The sequence below is a fragment of the Bacillus salacetis genome, assembly GCF_049177075.1.
Taxonomy (GTDB): domain Bacteria; phylum Bacillota; class Bacilli; order Bacillales; family Bacillaceae_B; genus Rossellomorea; species Rossellomorea salacetis_A.
The window spans coordinates 564,138-583,169 of record NZ_CP185377.1 but is presented as its reverse complement, the minus strand read 5'-3'; the positions used below and the strand labels follow the sequence as shown (position 1 = coordinate 583,169).

The 19,032-nt window shown below is 39.9% G+C and carries 23 protein-coding genes; 6 read left to right on the top strand and 17 right to left on the bottom strand.

The annotated features are described in order from the left end of the window. Positions 1-43: 43 nt before the first annotated feature. On the top strand, positions 44-1,177 hold the full coding sequence (locus ACOJQI_RS03040; RefSeq protein ID WP_421383430.1) for a serine hydrolase domain-containing protein: 1,134 nt from the start codon (positions 44-46) through the stop codon (positions 1,175-1,177). A gap of 282 nt (positions 1,178-1,459) precedes the next feature. Here ACOJQI_RS03040 and aspA read toward each other — a convergent pair whose 3' ends face one another. From aspA to ACOJQI_RS02965, 15 genes are all read right to left on the bottom strand, one after another. After that, positions 1,460-2,890, bottom strand: a complete 1,431-nt coding sequence (gene aspA / locus ACOJQI_RS03035) for an aspartate ammonia-lyase (protein WP_421383428.1) — start codon at positions 2,888-2,890, stop codon at positions 1,460-1,462. A 186-nt stretch (positions 2,891-3,076) separates the two neighbouring features. Beyond that, entirely contained in the window at positions 3,077-4,555 is a 1,479-nt protein-coding gene (locus ACOJQI_RS03030; RefSeq protein WP_421383426.1) for a phytoene desaturase family protein, read from the bottom strand. 678 nt (positions 4,556-5,233) lie between these two features. Beyond that, positions 5,234-5,638 carry a hypothetical protein gene (locus ACOJQI_RS03025; RefSeq protein ID WP_421383424.1) on the bottom strand — a complete coding sequence of 135 codons (405 nt, stop codon included), beginning with the start codon at positions 5,636-5,638 and terminating at the stop codon, positions 5,234-5,236. A gap of 392 nt (positions 5,639-6,030) precedes the next feature. After that, positions 6,031-6,738, bottom strand: a complete 708-nt coding sequence (locus ACOJQI_RS03020) for a class I SAM-dependent methyltransferase (RefSeq protein ID WP_421383422.1) — start codon at positions 6,736-6,738, stop codon at positions 6,031-6,033. A 241-nt stretch (positions 6,739-6,979) separates the two neighbouring features. Next, positions 6,980-7,522 carry a signal peptidase I gene (lepB, locus tag ACOJQI_RS03015; protein ID WP_421383420.1) on the bottom strand — a complete coding sequence of 181 codons (543 nt, stop codon included), beginning with the start codon at positions 7,520-7,522 and terminating at the stop codon, positions 6,980-6,982. A gap of 157 nt (positions 7,523-7,679) precedes the next feature. Continuing rightward, positions 7,680-8,072 (bottom strand): hypothetical protein, encoded by a 393-nt coding sequence (locus ACOJQI_RS03010; RefSeq protein ID WP_421383418.1) that lies wholly within the window; start codon positions 8,070-8,072, stop codon positions 7,680-7,682. Between the two features lie 119 nt (positions 8,073-8,191). Further along, on the bottom strand, positions 8,192-9,124 hold the full coding sequence (locus ACOJQI_RS03005; RefSeq protein ID WP_421383416.1) for a phosphotransferase family protein: 933 nt from the start codon (positions 9,122-9,124) through the stop codon (positions 8,192-8,194). A gap of 46 nt (positions 9,125-9,170) precedes the next feature. Beyond that, a complete protein-coding gene (locus ACOJQI_RS03000; RefSeq protein ID WP_421383414.1) occupies positions 9,171-9,533 on the bottom strand; it encodes an NIPSNAP family protein in 363 nt (120 codons plus the stop codon). 41 nt (positions 9,534-9,574) lie between these two features. Further along, positions 9,575-10,246, bottom strand: coding sequence for a permease (locus ACOJQI_RS02995; RefSeq protein WP_421383412.1), 672 nt, complete (start codon positions 10,244-10,246; stop codon positions 9,575-9,577). A gap of 33 nt (positions 10,247-10,279) precedes the next feature. Further along, on the bottom strand, positions 10,280-10,729 hold the full coding sequence (locus ACOJQI_RS02990; protein WP_421383410.1) for a GNAT family N-acetyltransferase: 450 nt from the start codon (positions 10,727-10,729) through the stop codon (positions 10,280-10,282). Positions 10,730-10,794: 65 nt separating this feature from the next. Continuing rightward, positions 10,795-11,490: a hypothetical protein gene (locus ACOJQI_RS02985; protein WP_421383408.1), complete on the bottom strand. Its 696-nt coding sequence runs from the start codon at positions 11,488-11,490 to the stop codon at positions 10,795-10,797. Positions 11,491-11,568: 78 nt separating this feature from the next. Next, positions 11,569-12,030 (bottom strand): DUF4367 domain-containing protein, encoded by a 462-nt coding sequence (locus ACOJQI_RS02980; RefSeq protein ID WP_421383406.1) that lies wholly within the window; start codon positions 12,028-12,030, stop codon positions 11,569-11,571. A gap of 142 nt (positions 12,031-12,172) precedes the next feature. Further along, positions 12,173-12,646: a GNAT family N-acetyltransferase gene (locus tag ACOJQI_RS02975; protein WP_421383404.1), complete on the bottom strand. Its 474-nt coding sequence runs from the start codon at positions 12,644-12,646 to the stop codon at positions 12,173-12,175. A 53-nt stretch (positions 12,647-12,699) separates the two neighbouring features. Next, positions 12,700-13,236 carry a DUF1572 family protein gene (locus tag ACOJQI_RS02970; RefSeq protein WP_421383402.1) on the bottom strand — a complete coding sequence of 179 codons (537 nt, stop codon included), beginning with the start codon at positions 13,234-13,236 and terminating at the stop codon, positions 12,700-12,702. A 45-nt stretch (positions 13,237-13,281) separates the two neighbouring features. Then, a complete protein-coding gene (locus ACOJQI_RS02965) occupies positions 13,282-14,289 on the bottom strand; it encodes a phosphotransferase family protein (protein ID WP_421383400.1) in 1,008 nt (335 codons plus the stop codon). Positions 14,290-14,509: 220 nt separating this feature from the next. Here ACOJQI_RS02965 and arr point away from each other — a divergent pair, with 220 nt between their 5' ends. The 3 genes from arr to ACOJQI_RS02950 all read left to right on the top strand — a co-directional run bounded on the left by arr (position 14,510) and on the right by ACOJQI_RS02950 (position 16,215). Continuing rightward, positions 14,510-14,920, top strand: a complete 411-nt coding sequence (gene arr / locus ACOJQI_RS02960) for an NAD(+)--rifampin ADP-ribosyltransferase (RefSeq protein ID WP_421383398.1) — start codon at positions 14,510-14,512, stop codon at positions 14,918-14,920. Between the two features lie 106 nt (positions 14,921-15,026). Further along, positions 15,027-15,575 carry a CBO0543 family protein gene (locus ACOJQI_RS02955; protein WP_421383396.1) on the top strand — a complete coding sequence of 183 codons (549 nt, stop codon included), beginning with the start codon at positions 15,027-15,029 and terminating at the stop codon, positions 15,573-15,575. A gap of 424 nt (positions 15,576-15,999) precedes the next feature. Beyond that, positions 16,000-16,215, top strand: a complete 216-nt coding sequence (locus tag ACOJQI_RS02950) for a hypothetical protein (protein WP_421383394.1) — start codon at positions 16,000-16,002, stop codon at positions 16,213-16,215. A gap of 48 nt (positions 16,216-16,263) precedes the next feature. Here the strand turns inward: ACOJQI_RS02950 and ACOJQI_RS02945 are convergent, their stop codons facing one another. Both ACOJQI_RS02945 and ACOJQI_RS02940 read right to left on the bottom strand, forming a co-directional pair. Further along, complete coding sequence (locus ACOJQI_RS02945; RefSeq protein WP_421383392.1) at positions 16,264-17,493, bottom strand: aminopeptidase; 1,230 nt, start codon at positions 17,491-17,493, stop codon at positions 16,264-16,266. 155 nt (positions 17,494-17,648) lie between these two features. After that, positions 17,649-18,068, bottom strand: coding sequence for an Lrp/AsnC family transcriptional regulator (locus ACOJQI_RS02940; protein WP_421383390.1), 420 nt, complete (start codon positions 18,066-18,068; stop codon positions 17,649-17,651). Between the two features lie 143 nt (positions 18,069-18,211). Here ACOJQI_RS02940 and ACOJQI_RS02935 point away from each other — a divergent pair, with 143 nt between their 5' ends. Together ACOJQI_RS02935 and ACOJQI_RS02930 are read left to right on the top strand one after the other, a co-directional pair. Then, entirely contained in the window at positions 18,212-18,397 is a 186-nt protein-coding gene (locus tag ACOJQI_RS02935; RefSeq protein WP_421383388.1) for a DUF1272 domain-containing protein, read from the top strand. Positions 18,398-18,420: 23 nt separating this feature from the next. Continuing rightward, complete coding sequence (locus ACOJQI_RS02930) at positions 18,421-18,978, top strand: cysteine hydrolase family protein (RefSeq protein ID WP_421383386.1); 558 nt, start codon at positions 18,421-18,423, stop codon at positions 18,976-18,978. Positions 18,979-19,032: the final 54 nt, after the last annotated feature.

Genomic DNA, 19,032 nt, shown 5'->3' with positions numbered 1-19,032 from the left:
TAAAGTCATTTTACTAGTTTGTTTTTTAAAAAAGGGGATACATATGAAACAATCGACTGAAGACCTGCTTAATCAAATAACGAATTACATTAATGAAATCCTTCAAGACCAACAGGGAACAGGGCTGAGCGTTTCAATCGTTAAAGATAAAGACATCATCTACTCGAAAGGCTTTGGGCATTCCCGCATCCAGCCTGATATGAAGCCTATCAACGGCGATACAATGATGAGCATTCAGAGCATATCCAAGAACTTCATGGCTCTTTCCATCATGCAGCTTGCAGGAAAAGGGTTGATAGCATTAGATGATCCTGTAGTGCAGCACCTCCCCTATTTTAGAACAAGAGATAAACAGCAAAGTGATACGATCACCATCCGGCACCTCTTAACCCATACAGCGGGCTTTCCTTCAGAGTTGGGCATCGCCAATATGATCGCCCCGAATGTAAGGGAAATATTTTCTGATACCCCCACTGAATTTCAAGAAGCACTAGATTACTACCAGCTTACAGAAGAAGAGATTGATAGGATTGAATCCAGAGAAGATATAACGAGATGGTTTCAAAAAGTAGAGTTGGAGTACCCAGTCGGACAGGGATGGAATTACTGTACGGATTCCTATGTCATCCTGGCCGATTTATTTGAGAAAGTGTCAGGTTCCCAATGGGAGACCCATCTTAAAGAGGAAATCCTCACGCCTCTAAACATGAACCGGACAACGAGCAATCCCGATCGAGTTCAACAGGATAAAAACAGTGCGAGGTATTACCTGGGCAAGGAAAGAGTGGAAACCCCTTTTCCGAAGAACCCGATTTCAGCTCCCATCGGCTATTTGTATTCAACAGCAAATGATCTCGCAAACTATTTAGCCTTCCACTTAAACAAAGAGCCGGAAATTTTGTCTTCAGGATTAATAGAAGAAATGCAGACTCCATTTCATCTTGTCAGTGAGGAATGGCAATTTGGAAGTGACGTCAGAAGCTATGGGCTGGCTTGGTTTACAGACAAGCACAAAGGACATAGAATCGTGGAACACGGCGGCGGTCAAATGGCTGTAAGGTCGCTTATGACCATCTTGCCTGAACTAGAGTTGGGCGTGGTTGTCTTGCTAAACTTTGATGGAACCGCTCATCATGATATTTGCGATAAGATCATTGATTTGTTCATTGAAGCATGATCTTTTTATAACCACTGTAATTCGTTTGAATCTCCATTGATTAAATAAGGGAAGTTTTTTCCGTTATTTAGTGGAATTGGACTAGGTTCGGGGTAAATAAAGGAAATTTTTTCCGTTAAAGCAACGTCAAATGCTTTTTTTCACACTTTTGGAGTAAATAGCGGAAACTTCTTCCTCTATTTGCTCTATTTTTTGCACTAATTCCTCAATAAGAGAAATTTCTTCCCTTATTTCAGAAAAAAATGCTTGGAGCATATGTCTCCAAGCATTCTTTCTTTACGATTACTCTCTATCAAACAATGACGCGCCCGCAATCCCAGGTTCCGTCATCTCATAAGGATTCAATATCAAATCAAGCTCTTCTTCCGTCAGTACATCATACTTCAGGCAGAGCTCCCTGATCGGCTCGCCGTTCAGAATCGCTTCCCTAGCGATCCTTGAAGCGACTTCATAGCCGATATGCGGATTGACGGCCGTGATGATGCCGACACTCTTCTCCACATAGTTCTTCATTCTCTCTTCATTTGCTTCGATGCCTTTTACACAGTACTCTGTGAAAGAATCAAACGCATTGTTCATGATAGAGATGGATTGAAGCAGGTTAAAAATAAGAACCGGCTCCATGACGTTCAAATCAAACTGGCCAGCTTCAGACGCAAGAGAGATCGTCTGGTCGTTCCCGATTACCTGGAAAGACACCTGGTTGATCAGTTCCGGCATAACAGGGTTCACCTTACCAGGCATGATGGAAGAACCAGGCTGTCTTGCCGGTAGTGAAATCTCTCCCAGACCAGCTCTCGGACCTGAAGCCATCAGACGAAGGTCATTGGCAACCTTGGACATGTTGATCATACAGATTTTCAGGCTGCTGGATACTTCCGTGTAAGAATCCGTATTTTGCGTAGCATCGACAAGATGTTCTGCGCCTTTGAACGGCAGTCCGCTGATCTCTGCAAGGTAAGGGACGACAAGCTCGATATACTTCGGAAATGCGTTAAGGCCTGTCCCTACCGCCGTAGCCCCCATGTTCAATTCATAGAGGTGCTCCCTTGTCTGCTTGATGCGCTTGATGTCTCTCGCAATCACTCGGCTGTATGCTTCAAACTCCTGGCCAAGCCTGATCGGAACAGCATCCTGAAGATGAGTTCGTCCCATCTTGATGACATGACTGAATTCCTGAGCTTTAGCGCTGAACGCCTCATGCATACGCTCCATTGTCGAAATCAACTGTTCGAGCAGGTTCAGAATCGCAATATGCATACTCGTCGGGAACGCATCGTTCGTTGATTGGGACATATTGACATGGCTGTTCGGGCTGCAATGACCGTAAGAGCCCTTCTCTTTACCCATCAATTCAAGAGCACGGTTCGCCAGGATTTCATTGATGTTCATGTTAAACGAAGTCCCAGCGCCGCCCTGGATCGGATCGACAAGGACCTGATCATGCAATTTCCCATCAATCATTTCATCTGCCGCTTTCATGATCGGTTCGGCAATGCCCTCATAAAGACGGCCGACATCCATGTTCGCCTTGGCAGCAGCCTTTTTCACCATGGCCATCGCCTTGATCAATTCCGGGTGAATCCGGTAGCCTGTTATCGGGAAATTCTCCACTGCACGAAGCGTCTGAATCCCATAATAAGCATGCTCAGGTACTTCTTTTTCTCCCAGGAAGTCTTTTTCAATTCTAGCGTTGTTCAGTATGACTGACATTTGGTTGTATCCCCTTTGTTTTTCTCTATTGGATGAATCTTTTTTCTATTAAATTTCCTACTCTATATTAGCATGAGACAGACTGCTTCTCTACCCTCAATTAGTACAATCCTTTGTAAAAACCCGCAACAATTAAAGAACTTTTATAAATGCTGCACCCAAAATGAAAGAGGGCTGAGAATCACCTCAGCCCTCTTTCATAATGCTCCTCGCTGCATAATACCCGCTCAGCGTCGAAGATAATGTACCAGGCCCGGGAAACACCTGCTCACCAACAATGTACAGCTTCGGCAGTGCAGACCGCACGCTTTTCGGCTTGGTGATGGCATTCCTTACAGTCAATGGAAAACCGCCAACTGACATTTTTCCAATATACCGCTTATAAGTTAAAGGTGTGCCGGCTTCGGCGAATACCAGGTTCTCTTTTACAGGGAGGACGTTCTCGATTTCAGCTAAAATTTCTTTCGTCACCTGCTCCTTAATCCGCTTGTACTCATCCTCCGTATAGTGGGACCAGCTGTCTAATTCAGTATGCAATGAGACCGTCATCATAACTTCTCCTTCAACATGTTCTCCCTTCCGATCCTGTGCGTTATTGAAGGTGACATAAACAGGTCCATGTGTGTTTTCTCTAAGGGCAGGGGGATCCAAACTCGGCACGATCTGATAAGCAAACGGTAATTTCTTTTCCTTTAAAAGCCCATTCCTCACCTCATCAGACAGAATGGCATCTATTCTAAAGGCTCCCCAGGAGAACTCATCCTCACTATCATAACTCGTCCCCTCCCCGAAGGAGATACCCGAATTGTTGATCACAAAATCGAAAGAAGAGGTGCGCTTCCTGCTGGTTACATCCCATTGTTTCCTGCTTGCGTCATAAACGAGTCTCTCAACTGGGGACACTTTCACAACCTCGCCGCCAAGTTCTTTAATGCGATTCGCTAGTGCTTTTCCCAGCTGGCCCATACCGTTTTCTATAAAAAAACTGCCTCGCCGGTAGATCGTCAAAGCCAAACTTGATGGAAGCAAAGCCGCCTTCGAGACATCCGTCTGCACCGCATCAAGAAGCTGGGCATTCAGCAATTGACGCAAGGGTTCGTACGATTCGAGCCGATACTTCTTTATGAGATCTTCGACCGTATAAAGCGCATAACGAGCCAGCCGAGCCATTGATTTTGGGTGCTTTAAGGCATGACGAGGTAAGCTTCCTAGGTCATAAAATTTTTGAATGGGCAACGAAACCCGGCTCTCCGTCACAGCGAGGACATCATCCGCTATCTGTTGAAGAGCCTCCCAGAACTTTAATACATCACCGCTCCTTGGATGAAAAACTTCTTTCAGTTCCTGCTCCCACATCGTTGAGGTCTTGAATATCGAAACCTTCCCTTCCGGCAAAACGACCTCCATCGGGTGAAGCAGCTCTTCTGCCGGCAGGTCGATATCCAATTCCTTCAACACCGTGCTTAACAATCCGCTTTCCTCTAACCCAAACGCAATCGTTGCGCCGGTAGGAAACTTCCGGCCATTGCGAAAATACCAGCCCGCAGAACCGCCAACAGTCGTGGCTTTCTCAAGGACCGTCACCTTATAGCCCGCTTTGGCTAAATAGGCAGCTGCCGTGAGCCCGCCAACACCGGCACCAATGACACATACAGACTTGGACAAGGAATCACCTCCACACCTTGCTTTTGTTAAGCAATGAACGATGTATTTTCAACCATTATATCGTTTACAGGTGGGTGAAGATAATAATGGAGGTGCTGGGGTGTGCTAGGGGGACATATGGTTATAACCTGCTCCTTCATATGGGGTTCAAATCTGATTGAAAAATGGCTTGTCATCAAGTAACATCCGGGTTTGTTCAATAGCTGGTCCCACCCAGCCTTCAAAGAGCGCAATGAAAATCAGCAGCATGAGCTTTTGAAAATAAGGGAAGAAACTTCTCTTATATAGGAAAAGTCACTAAAAATAATTGAAATAAAGGAAACATTTTCCGCTATTCATATGAAAATCATGAAAAACGAGGGATGTTCCAGGAATAAGGGAAATATCTTCCCTTATTTATCGCTCAATCAGCTATTTTAGCAGTATAAGGGAAAATTCTTCCCTTATTTTATGGATCTGCACCCCATTAAAGGAGCGGAATAGTCGAAGGTGATTTTTATCATACCCTAAAGTGAAGGGGTTGCACTTTACCTTAGGAATCAGGGTGCCGATTAGTATGCAGTTTCATATAAAAAAAGCAGTTCAATTAAGGGTACAAAGCTTGTTTATGCACTCCAAAACTGAACTACTTTGTTCTTATATTAACGCACCCTTTACTTGAACACAGAGGGTTATATCTTATTTAGAAATGTGTTTGTATTCAACTATTTCTATTCTGAAATCGTGATCACAGACCTGTTTATTAATTTTGCCACTGTCACAGGAAGGGGATACTCTTACTGTGACTAAATCTTCTTTTGCATTATCGTTATCGGAAGGAATATTAATCCTTACAGCAACATCATACGAATGATTGTCATTGTAGGTTACTCCGACGATTCTTTGTGTTTTCCAGTAAATGTGAGGACTACCTCCATACTCTTTTATTACTCTCTTATCAATAATCGGTATAATAAGGTCTAAAACAATATCTTCTGTTGTGACATAAATAGCTTCTGCCTTTGGAGCTGACTCCGCCCGAACAAATTGCTGCGGGATTAAAACAAATGTTAGTCCAAATAGAATCAAGCATTGTTTAATCATATTAATTCACCTCGTTTTGACTTTTAGCGTTATCCTCTCCAAAACGGGCTTCCTTATTAAACTAAACTTTCACTTTTCTTATATAGATTTAAAGACGCTGCTATTGAGCAAGCGTCATCGCTAGTTGTGTGGTTCTCTTCATCTATCCCTTTTGTAAAAAGTTAAGTTCAAAACCACTGCTATTTCATTTAGTTATGTTCCTTGTATTTGAAAATAACTAAATTACCCCTCGAATTCTGAATCGATCCTGCGTTTTTCAGACTCTATGTAGTCATACACATTCAATAGTTGTATTTATAATATTTCCATACACTTCGCGGTCATTTTGAAAGAAAAAGCCGGAGATCGGATAATCGATCTTCAGCTAATGCCCCCTTACTTCAATAAATTTATTAACTTGAGATCGCATTGATAATTAGAAATTGTGGACTTTTCATAAGCCGGTCATAACTTTTAGGTGCCTTTTCTTTAAAAGCACTTGTAGGCTGGGGCTCAACTACTTCTTCAATGGAAAAATATTTAAGGGTTGTGTTCAAAATATAACTTAGAGGTCTTCGATAATAAGGCACCTCATATAATTTACCTTCTTTATTCCATTTATCTATTATTAATTCAGTTGAGAAATATTGAGGGTCTTGGAGTAACTTTATGTCTGTAATTGGGTGATGCACCGAAAACAAAAGGGTACCTTTTGGCTTCAAAATCCTTTGAAATTCACGAAAGGTATAATCCCAATCCTTTAAATAATGCAGAGTAAGTGAGCTTATAATAAAATCAAAAGAATCATTTTCAAAAGGTAGTTCATCCTCTAAATCTATACAAATAACCTTTGCCTTTTCCCCAACACGCCTTTTTGTAGAATTAACCATCTCAGGACTAATATCAGTTGCCGTAACATTAGCACCTCTATTGATTAGTTGGAAAGTATACCAGCCGGCAGCACAGCCAGCATCCAATACAGTTTTACCCTTTAAGTTTTCTGGCAGCTGCTCTATCATTGATGGCCTTTCATATTCGCTATTAAACAAACTGGTTGTGTCCACACTATTTTCATAAACCTTTGCAAGTTGATTGAACGTTCCTTTTACCATTTCTTTCACAACTTTTCACCCCTATCTTAAATCGTTCCCAGACCTTCAACTATTGTTTCCTCTATAAACGGGGCCTGATCTCCGGTACCCTGATGCTTCTGTAAATAAAAAAAAGTACCCACCCTCCACAATGCCTTTTGCTGGTGATTTAGGAGTTCGAAATGAGTGAAAAAATAAGAGGCGCTGACGCTATATAGCAGCACCTCTATTTAATGTTTTTCTACATTAGCGTCCCAAAAATGAATACTTCCTAATCTTCAATTATCCTGATATCTTTAAAGGGAAAGTATACAACTTTTGTGGTTCCTACTACCTCATCTATGGGGATTGCTCCTATTTCCCTGCTATCAGTACTATTTCTTCTGTTATCCCCCATAAGGAATAAGTGACCTTCAGGTACAGTCGACTGCCCAACAGCTGTATTTTCCAATTTAAATGACTTTGTCAGGTCACCTTTAATGTTTTCTTTTTGCTTATCTAAAAATGGTTCATTATATGCTTTTCCGTTAATAAATAGTGTATCGTCTTTATACTCAATTCTATCGCCAGGCAATCCGATAACACGCTTAATATAATCTTGTTCAGCATTGGCGTGAAAGACAACAATATCAAATCTTTCTGGTTCTCCAAACTTAGTGACAACCATTCGATCCTGGTCATGTAATGTAGTGTTCATTGAAGCCCCTTCAACTACAATAGGTGTAATTAAGAAGGTACGAACTATGAATAAAATTAGTAATGCGAACCCCAATGCTTTTACCCATTCTAATACCTCATTTTTCTTTTCAACCAATCTTGATACTCCTCCCTATATTTAATTTTCTAAAAGTTAGACGCTATCCAATAGTATTTAGTTTCGGACGTATTTCGTCCCCCCTTTTATTGAAGAAGAAGGACAAAGCCAGAGGGCTATTGGCTGCTCTTTATATATCCTAATTGCTTAATGAAAATCAATTTTTGTTTTCCTCTTGAAAGTCCCGCCACTCTTCAGAATAATCAGGGTTAGTCACTTTAATTTCTTCAGAAACAATTTCCATATTATTTAAATCATATATAACAATATAATTCCCGAAAGGAGATTCATTTTTTGCCAACCCTCTATCTAATTCAACTAGCCCTTTGGAACTAACTTTGGAGGCACTCGTCGTTTTGTAATCAGGATCAACATAATCATCAAGAACAGGATTAAAATGGCTTAAATTATTTGCTAATTTATCCATTAACTCTTGTCTTTTTTCTTCTAAAATCCTTGATTGTTCCATTCTTTGAGTTTGATAGAACATTAATATTATTCCTAATACAACAATCAGAACACCACTAAATGTCGGAAGTACTCTCTTCAAGTTAACTCCCCCCTTAAAAAATTTGCAAAAGAACGTCCTTCTTCAATTAACCATTCCCCATTATTGAAGATAGGCTATATCCGGAGGATCGCTTAACTTATCTCCTGTTATTGCCCACTTTAAGAGACTCCTAATTCATTAGTCACCCTGTTAATCTCCCGGATCTTGAATTCTATAATTTCTTTGATTTTTTCTTCGGATGTATATTCTTGAAGATACTTTTCAATCTCCCACGCCAGCATCATAGTGGTATGGTCAATATAAAAGTAATTAAAATCTCGTTGATATTCTTCTGAGGGGATATGGAAGTCATTGTTGTGTAATACCTTTTGATAGGACTCTTTTACAAATTGAATCAACCGCGTGTCATATAAATCTTGGCACAATATTGTTATATCCCTTAAGGGGGAACTCAACGCTGCCCATTCCCAGTCAATCAACCATATCTGTCCATCTTTCAGGAAGATGTTCTCCAGGTGGGGGTCTCCGTGAGTTATTACTCGTGGACACTGCTGCTGAAAGTTTTTCAAATCTAATTGCTCATAAGCATTGTTGATGGTTTTAATCCATTCTGTCTTAGTCCAGTGGTTCTGTTCACATAAGCGATTCATTTGGTCAACGCACCATTCGTGCCAATCGGATGTAGTTTCGTGAGTGGGTAATCCGTTAGCATTCTTGCCGACACTCAAACTGTGTAGTACAGCTAGTCTATCTAAAATTCTTTCTATCAAGTTTCGCTTATCAGAACCTGATCGTAACTCAAAGTCCTTTTTAAGCGGGGAATTTAAGTCATGCATAAGAATAGCCTTTGGCCGGGAATCCCACACTGTTACCACTTTATTGAATTGTTTAATAAGGTCTGAATACTTTAAGTAGAGGTGGAGTTCATTGTTCCGGTCGGTTTCATACTCTTTATAGACCAGGTTCGCCTTTTGATTCTCTTCATCGACAGCTTCAATTCTATAAATTCTTCCTGCGTGAGACCCATTGATCGCCTCTTTTTTTAGTAACTTTAAACCTCTTTCAGCCAATCTTTCTTCTAAATGTGTCAATTCACCTTCTCCTTTTGATGCTGCCTGGTCAGCAACGCGAGCAGATTTACTTATGAGACATGATCGTTTTATCTAAAGGAACGGTTGTTTCTATAAAATCCTGGTCAATACTAAAAAACACTTCTTTCAATTTTTCTCGGCCGCCCATTTGTTGAAACCATTTCTGGACACGCTTAACGTGTTCTTCATCACTTTTGACTTTATTTTCAATGATTTCATATTCTTCATGGCTATCATATTCCCATATCGCAAAGATTTCTATAACACCTTCAGTATCTTTAGTCATCCATCTGCCAACTAACCTAGCACCGTATTTAAGCTGAGTCGGCAGAAGCGTCTGATTAAAATGCTCGTTAAAATCATTTAAAATACTTGGAGCGACTTTGTACATCTTTCTTCGAAAAATCATGTTTCACTCTCTCCTCTATGGTTTGATTGAGCCCTTCTTATTTAAATAAACCTCTCTAAATATTCACCATATATCTTGTTCATGACTTTAGGGGTGTTTTCTAAATAAACATTCATTTGTTCCGTGTTCGATTCGAATTGATCGGAGTTACTTTCTTCTGTTGGGAAGTCAGATATTCCTTTGATGATAATGCACTCGACCTCATTCTTCTTACAGATATAAGCGATTGCACTTGCTTCTGTATCGGCTATGATTATGTTGTTCTCTTTCAGTTCTAAATAGTCCTTCCACATCACCACTGCTTTATCAGCCGTGCCAATGGTTCCGGTATGAAAATCATTCCCATATTGGGATAGGTCAATATCGACTATGAAGGATTCTTTAATAAAAGGCTCGATTTCTTTTACAGTGCAATCATATTGAACGGCTTTATCGGGGACAAAAACATCCAAATTACTGAACTGATCATCGATTCCTGCACATGTTCCAGCAACGATGACTTTCGTTAAATTAAATTTGGAAATCATATACTGATTGCCGCCAACACCATTTACTTTCCGTACACCGGTACTGTAAAAAACAAGCTCCGTTTCATTAATCGTTCTCATGAAATACTCGCCATAAGGATAACCGAAACGTTCGTTATCTTTTATGCTGAAGTACTCCAATGTCGCTTCAAATTCCCACTTTGTCGCTATACTTATTCCGATCAATCGCTTATCCCCCTTACCTATTAAAGTTTTGTTCTATAAATCTTGTGAAAGTCGAACCATATCAATGACTTGAATACCATTTTCAAATATGGGCTCATCATAATGCCTGACAAAAAAATCACGATCAATGGAAGTCATTCTGAAACCGCATTTTTGATAAAGCGCCAATTGAACAACTCCTGAATTTCCCGTTCCTATTTCAATGGTTTTATAGCCTTCACGTCTTGCCGTTTCAATGGCATGGAGGACAAGCTGTTTTCCGTAGCCCTGACCATGATAATTTTCATCCACAGCTACATTTACAATTTCAACGGTTTCTGGCCGGGTTGGAATAAGGACATATGTACCTACTATTATTTCATCTTGTTTCATAATAAAGCACTTACCTCTTGAAACGTATTCTCTGACAAGCTTTTCTGATGGATCTGCCAGCAATAACAACTCTAACGGCAGCTCTTCATCTTTCCTTAATTCTCTTATCAACTTGAAAACCTCCCTAAACTTCCGTTAGCAGAAAACCTTAAATACTTCGGCAAAATAACGTTGGTTCAATTATTTTCGGTTTTTGCCAGTGTCTTGGCAAACTCATTGAGTTCCGTTTCATCATCGGTTTTAAAGATGATGCCTTCGTGATCTGTGACAATATAAGTCGGGGCGTCATCATATAGCTCTAACAATTGCTTTGTGTTTTTGACTTCATTGGCAGACATGTTCATCGACATCGAATGAAAAAGTTCCATTGTCTCAGGCGGGCTGTATCCCCCCTCCTCATTGGGCTTTGGATTGTAAATATATAGAGCGTATTCTCCTTTTTCCGCTGTCATTTCCTCTACAAGATCTTCTTTCGAATAAGGAGTGACTGTCACTTTTTCAGCAACATAATCAGGGAGTTCTTCTCTCTCATCAAAAAGGGCATTTGCCGTTACCAATTCTTTTTCATACTTCCCTTTAATCTCGACCGTCACCTTTTGTTCCATTTTCAAGTCCTCAAAAGACTTCACGTCCCCTGTTACCTCTGCGTCCTCAGCTCGAACCAAGAAGGCTTCAATATTTTTTTCTTCTTCATCAAAGTTCTGGGTTTCTCTTTGGGACTTTGTCAATTCATCATCAACATACACAATGATTGTTTTATTCTCTGGGTCTACACTGTATATCTCACTTTCAATAGAAACGGGTTCGCTGTTTGTGCATCCTGACAAAAGTAACAAAGCCATAAGAGTAACGATTCTTATATTTAACTTCATAATCCCCCTCCTATAACGGAATAAGGGGAGCTACCCAATAACCTGGAAGCCCCCTTTTTTATGGTATACTTTAAAAAATTATTCAAATGATCCTGCGGTTTCGATCAACTCTTCTTTCGTAACTTCATCACCATTTGCCATTAAATGATAGGTCAGATCACCGTCTTCCCAATGAAGACTCAATGAACCATTTTCAGTTTTTCCAAAAGTACCTTCGTGATCACCGATCTCTACTTGCTCATCATTATCAGTTCCTGAAAAGTGAACTTCGCCACTATTGGTTTTCAAATCCATAAACTGACCATCCACGCCTTCGAATTGGAAAGTCTGCATGACCTCTCGTTGATCTCCTGGAGTCGGAGTAAAAGTGGCTCCTTTCACTTCAAAAGGCATTTTCGTAGGCAGTTCTGATTGAAAGGCTTCCTCCTGCAGGTCGTCTTTCAAGTTTGAGTTATCAAAATCCTCGAGATTACTCGAAGCCCCGCTGTTCCCACACGCTGCCAGAAACAATATAGTGACAAGAATAAATAATTTTTTCATAAAACCCCTCCAATTAATTACTTTTACGGATGGGAGCAGGAAAAGTTTCAATATTCAGTGAAAATCCCATTTTATTAGGGTCCTAATTCTTCATCTGTTACCCTGATAATTTCCTGGATTCTGAACTCTGGATGTCCTTTGGTTAATCAATCCTCTTCACAAACAACACCCTATCTTGGTTTGGTCCATCATAATCAGAATAAACCGGTACTCCATCCACTTCTTTGTCACCATTCAGAATTTCAAATCCCATGTTCGTGTGATAGGCAATAGAAACCTTGTTTACTGGTGAAGTTACGGCACGGACAACTTTTCGGTCACTCTCTTTTACCACATTGAAAAATTCATTATAAAGCTGCTTTCCAACATGATTTTTACGGTAATCAGGATTAACGCCAACAAAATGTATGTAGGCAGCATCTGTATGAGATTGAGATAGGAAACCAATTAAAAAGCCAATAATCTGACCGTCTTTTTCGGCAATGAAACTAGTATTATTAAAATGGTCAAAAAACAACTTCGGCAGCATATCGGACATTTGCCTGCCTCCCCACCATTCATTAATCAAAGGTGAGATGACGTAATAATCAGAGCTTTCCACATTGCGTATCTCCATTTCTAACACCCTTTCTTATTTGTGTAAAAGCAAATTAATATCAGACCTTTGTTTTATCTTTCTTTAGCTGAGACTTTAAGATTATACTCCTTAGAGCCATTTTTAGGGATACTGAGGATAATCCATTCCGAATCTTTTATCTGTTTTCCAATATAAAGGATTTGACCGATATGATTGCTTATATGAGCAATTTCTATCTGAATAGCAGCAAGTACACTTTTGGGGTTATTTCTCAAAGTTACAATTCGCTGCAGGTCATCCTCTTTCAATATTTTCATTGTCTCCAAGAGTAACTTCCATCCAGCATTCCACTGCTCCATGAGGGATTCTCTAGTTGAACTGTGGTCAATGAACTCTTTATCTCTGTCACGAGTGGTTTTTTCACCGTCGGTAGTTAAAAAACTCAACCACCTTGAATTCATATTCCCGCTAAGGTGTTGAATTAGAATAGCTATGTTATTCGATTCACTGCTTGGCTTCCAATGCAATTCTTCGTCGGATAGCTGGATAAATGCCTCCTCTGCTCTCTTTTTTAGTGCTTCTAGCTGGTTTATCACAACATCTAAGTATTCCCGTCCGATACTACTCATGCAAAAATTCATCCTCCACTTCATAAGATACTCCACTCGACAGATTTATTTAATGGTTTCTTGAAAAGTAGAATATAGTTCCCACTCCATCATCGTCTTGCCAAGAAGTTCTTTGATATCACGAAGACGAGTATCTCCACAATCCTTTTTATTGGCAAGATCTAATAAAGCGATGATATCCAATAGTTTTGCTTGTTGCAGCCATTTCTGCGGTAAGACTCCTCCATTTTTTAGATAGCTTGATATAAAGGGTTTGATAAATGAAGACTCCTGTATATTCTCATACCGGAGCATATTCCCCACATCAATCAATGGCGAATTGCTGAAAGAAAACTCCCAGTCCAAAATGCCCGTTACGTTGACACTGTTCCCTTCTTTTTGAATCAGGATATTCAAAGGGTTAAAATCGCTATGTACTAAAGAAGATTTATTGCCTATATCATCTATTAGATGCGCTTGTTCATTTGTAAACTCCATGATGCTGCGAATCAATTCCGACCCTAGACTTTCCGTCACTGGCCCTCCACTGATCATTTCATCTATGAGACTCTTGAAGGATTCTGAACCTGATAGTTCGAATGGTTGTATGTTGAGGTGTTCATCAAAGAAACCTGGTGAGGCAAACTGGATAGAATGCATCTTTGCTAAATATCTGCCTACTTCATACCCTGCATTCGATAGTGATGCTTCATCCCCGGTTAAAAATAATTCTGACAGCTGAACACCTTCCACCCAGCTTAATAGTAAAAATGGGTAATTAAATTGAGACAACGAAAAGTCATAATAAAGGACTCGAGGTACTGGAAGGGTGTTTTCAACAAGTTCCAGAACCTTCATTTCAACTTTCGCTTTTACTCCAGACTCATTGTATATACGCAAAACAAACGTGTCTTTATTATCGACGATGATCTTCAAATTCGAATTGCTAAGTCCGCCGCCCAGAGGCTCTATTTGGACAATCTTTCTTCCATTTAAAAAGTTTTGCAGCATATGAGTTACCGTTTGATGATCCGGACTGATAAACGGCTTGTTTCTTTCCCACCCTGTCTTCAATTTTGATCACTCCCGCCGATTGTATAAGATAAAAAAAGCCCAATTTCTTAAGTATAAACTAAGAAATCAGGCTGCATTTTAATGTATGTATGTGACGTTCAGTATACTTCTCTCTACATATATATTATACAACGAAAAACGAATAATTTATAGACTACTCTTTCCGGCGTTCCTGGCCTATACTGTAGAAACAAATCTAAAGAATTCGGGGTGTGTCAATATGAATGACAATGTTTTGGATAAAGGGCCTTTCTTTCATGGAACAAAAGCAGAACTGAATATCGGCGACATGTTAGAACCGCAGCACCTTTCAAATTACCAGGATAAGAAGTCGAACTATATCTATTTCACGGCCACACTGGAAGCTGCCAAATGGGGTGCTGAATTGGCAAGGTCTTCATCCAAAGAAAGAATCTACATTGTAGAACCTACAGGTGCTTTCGAAAATGACCCGAATGTAACCGACAAAAAGTTTCCCGGAAACCCAACGCGTTCTTATAGGTCCAAATCGCCTCTTAAAATAGTCGCCGAACTAGGCTCATGGGAAAGACATTCCGATGAACAAATCAATCATATGCTTACCTCTTTAAAAACACTGCGGGAACAAGGAAAAGCTGTCATTTACGATTGATCCTATATAATTGAGACGCCATTCCATTCATCCCGCGTTTGTTGGATAAGTAAATTGAAATTTATTGGTCATACTATGCTTATTAAATCAGTAAGGAATAGATAATATGAGATATCCAACTCAAGAAGAAATAGACAATGTACATAAGCAACTTTTAGAGATGAGATATGAAAACTTTATACATCAAGATCTATTTAGTCCTCAATGGTGGTTTTTACTAAGCGTTCTATTCTTACCTTGGATCATCTGGTGGTTCTTAGTGGATAAGAATAGAATAAAAGAAGTGTGGCTATTTGGAACCATGTTGTCAATCCTCATCATCATATTAGACGATTTGGGGATTGAACTTAATTTATGGGACTATCCATATCAACTCATAAATATTATACCAAGGTTAAATCCAATAGATATTTCAGTATTACCTGTGTTCCATATGCTTGTTTATCAATACTTTACAAAGTGGAAATCCTTTATCATTGCTAATATTGTAACTGCCTTTTTATATGCATATTTAGCTGAACCGCTCTTTGTTAAAATAAATATTTATGAATTAACTAATTGGAAATATATTTATTCAGTTCCGCTTTATATCGGAAAGGCAGTTTTAATTAAATTTATCCTTGAAAGGGTTTTACAAAAGAGCAAGGGTGAGTAGCGACCTGACAATTCTCTATTAAGCATTACTCCACCTTTACTTGAACAAAGGGCGGCTGCTTGTTCAGCAACGCCCTTGGATTAAGCATTGATTAGTCAATATCCTCTTTACTTTTTCTTTTTTCTCTTTCCGATGATTACTACAGTTATTAACACAATCATTAGTAAAAACATACCTTCAGCCATAAAATTCGCCTCCTTGAATTTTTATATAATTCAACATAACGAAGTGGCCGATCTCCATTTTAAGATTTCCTTCTCTAAATAAATACGAAAAGAAAGATGATTAGTTTCAAAATCAGATAATTCACGCGATAAATCATACTCATTCTTAATTAAAGGACGGCTGAACTAAAATGGGACGGAGGGACAGGTTCCTTGTCCCATTGCCGGCACGTTATTATAGAAGAATAGGAGGTTTTAATATGGAATTTACTGAACTGGAATTAACAGAAGCCAAACGTCAAATTGATTCAACTTTGCACAAGTTAAGGGAAACAGTCAAAACGTTTGAAGGTAAAGATAACCCTGGCAGATATAAATCTCAAATCACCTTAGCAAAAAGGCGGATAACCGCATTCGAAATTTCATTAGCACTGATTAAAAGAGAGATTGATGAGCTTAAGAAAGGCGGGGCCTGACCCGGTACAGTAGGGTCAGCCCCGATTTAGAGGGATTGCCGTTTCTTTTTAAAAAGCGAAATTTCCTTTCACAAATACAGGGACTTGCGATCCTTTTGCGGTTGTTCCGATAATTTCGAGGTCCTCTGTCCCAAACATGAAGTCAGCATGGACGATTGAATCGTTGACCCCGATTTTTTCAAGGTCAGCCTCGCTTAAATGCTGGCTGTTCTTCACACAGATAGGATACGCTTTCCCAAGGGCGAGATGGCAGGAAGCATTTTCGTCAAAAAGGGTGTTTAGAAAAAGGATATCCTGCCTCGAAATCGGCGAGTCGAACGGGACAAGGGCAACTTCACCGAGATAACATGAACCCTCGTCCATTTCGATCAGATTTTTTAGAGTTTCATGTCCTTCCCGGGCTTCAAACTCCACAGCCTTTCCGTCTTTGAATACAATATAAAAATCATCAATTAAATTCCCATTGAAAATAAGTGGTTTTGATGCTACTACCTTACCGTTGACGTTGGTCTTCATTGGAACTGTAAAAATCTCTTCCGTCGGCATGTTGGCGACAAACTCGACTGCGTCTGCTGCGGTTTCAGACCCTCCAATCCACAGATGGTTTTCAGGCAGCTCGACCACTAAATCAGTCCCGATAGAATTTTTGAAGTGAAGCTTGATAAATTGGTTCTCATTCATGAACTTCTTTTTTTCCCTAAAGGATTCCTTATGATTTGTCCAGGCATTCTCAGGATCTTCAACATCAGCCCTGACAGATGCTAATATCACGTCCCAAAGCTTCTCTACTGCTTCTTCTTCACCAATCCCCGGAAAGACTTGCCTTGCCCAAGCGGCGGTGGCTGCCGATGCGACCGTCCAGCGGTTTTGATTGCTCATACGACGCTCTCTATATTCCTTGACCGCAGGCCCCCTCACTTTCTGGACCTTGGCAATCCTGTCTGCATCCACATCCTTGAAAACGCCGGGATCTTCCGCATAAATGCTTATGTATGCCGCCCCTTGCCTTGCAGAGTGATTGTAGAAGTCCTTCTCCCAGTCGGGATAATACTCCAGAGCCTCTTCCGGTGCAGACTGAAGACGAAGCTTTTCCATCAAGTCGTCATTCCATTTGACAATTACATCCCTTGCCCCTGCATCATACCCTGCCTTTGCCACCATCCTGGCGAATTCTGCTGTTTCAATGGGTGAAGAAATCACCAACAACTGCCCTTCTTGCAGGTTTACCCCAGTTTTGACCAGCAATCTGGCGTACTCTTCGATTCTGCCATTTTTCATTTCCCAACCTCCAATTTGAATCAGATAATCGTCATGTTGACCACTGACTAACTAAATAATTCTCCCCATACTGCCTGATTTCCTTTATAGATAAGGGTGGATGAAAACTAAAAAAAAGCTGTATCAGCAGGATCTTTTCTAAAAAACCAGGACCATCACATGGTTTTATTAGTAACAGGTGAAGAAAGATTCATCATTGTATATGGTTCACCGTATTCCATCGATAAGTCGATAAACTCTTCCAGCAACTTATACGTTTCGGTAACGATCTTAACGAGGTAACTGTATTCGCCAGTCAACCTATGACATTCGATAACCATAGGATTTTCCTTGCAAAACTCTCTGAATGCTTGGCATCGATGCGTTTTAATAAATATGAATGCTTGAACCGGCTTTTCAATCTTCGAATTGTCAATCACTGCCCTGTATCCTGTAATGACTCCTTGTTCCTCAAGCTTTCTCACCCGTTCTGTGACCGCAGGAACAGATAAAGAAATTTTCTTGCCTAACTCTGTCATTGAAATCCTGCCTTCTACTTGTAAAACATTTAGTATTTGCCGATTAATGGGGTCCATAATGCTACCTTCTTTTTTAAAGAATTTTTAAAAAATACATTTTTTTATTAAGTTTACCAAGCTAAATACCTTAAGAAAAGTATGTTGTGAGTTTTATTTTTTACCTAGAATTATATGTATATCTAATGTAGGAGGTTTTGTAAATGGGATTGGAAATGAAGACCCGCTGTGAGAGATGCGAAAGTGAATTGAAGGGAAATGCTTATATATGTGTCCATGAATGTACGTTTTGTGAAGACTGTACGACCGAAATGTCGGGAGTATGTCCGAACTGTTCAGGAGAACTTGTTAGGAGGCCTAAAGGAGCCGGATATTGTCCTGTCAGCTGATTATATGAAGAAAGAGGTGCTCTATGAATAAGGCATTGTTAATCATCGACGTGCAGAATGCTTTTAACGATCCAAGTTGGGGACATAGAAACAATCCTCATGCTGAAGAGAATATTAAGAAATTACTAGATCAGTGGCGAAATCAAGGTGATGAGGTGATTTTCATTCAGCATGTTTCTCAAAAACCCCAATCCCTTTTTTACCATGCTGAAGCTGGCAGCACGATTAAAGACATCGTAAAACCACTGAAAAACGAGAAAATCATTCAGAAACAAGTAAATAGCGCATTTATCGGGACTGACTTAGAAAAGCATTTACATGATCGTGGTGTGGGAAAAGTCATTATCACGGGACTCACAACCCCTCACTGCGTTTCCACCAGCGTTCGGATGAGTGCCAACCTAGGTTTTGAAACCATTCTTATTTCTGATGCAACAGCTGCCTTTGGGTTATATGATCACACGGGAAACTATATAGACGCTCAAACCGTTTATGATGTTTCCATCGGGACACTTCATAAGGAATTTGCCACAATATTTTCTACGGAGGAATTTCTTTCTAACGGTAAGCACGGTCATTAAATCAAGGAAACTAGCAACATGAAAAATAAGGGGAGAAACTTCCCTTATTTTTCT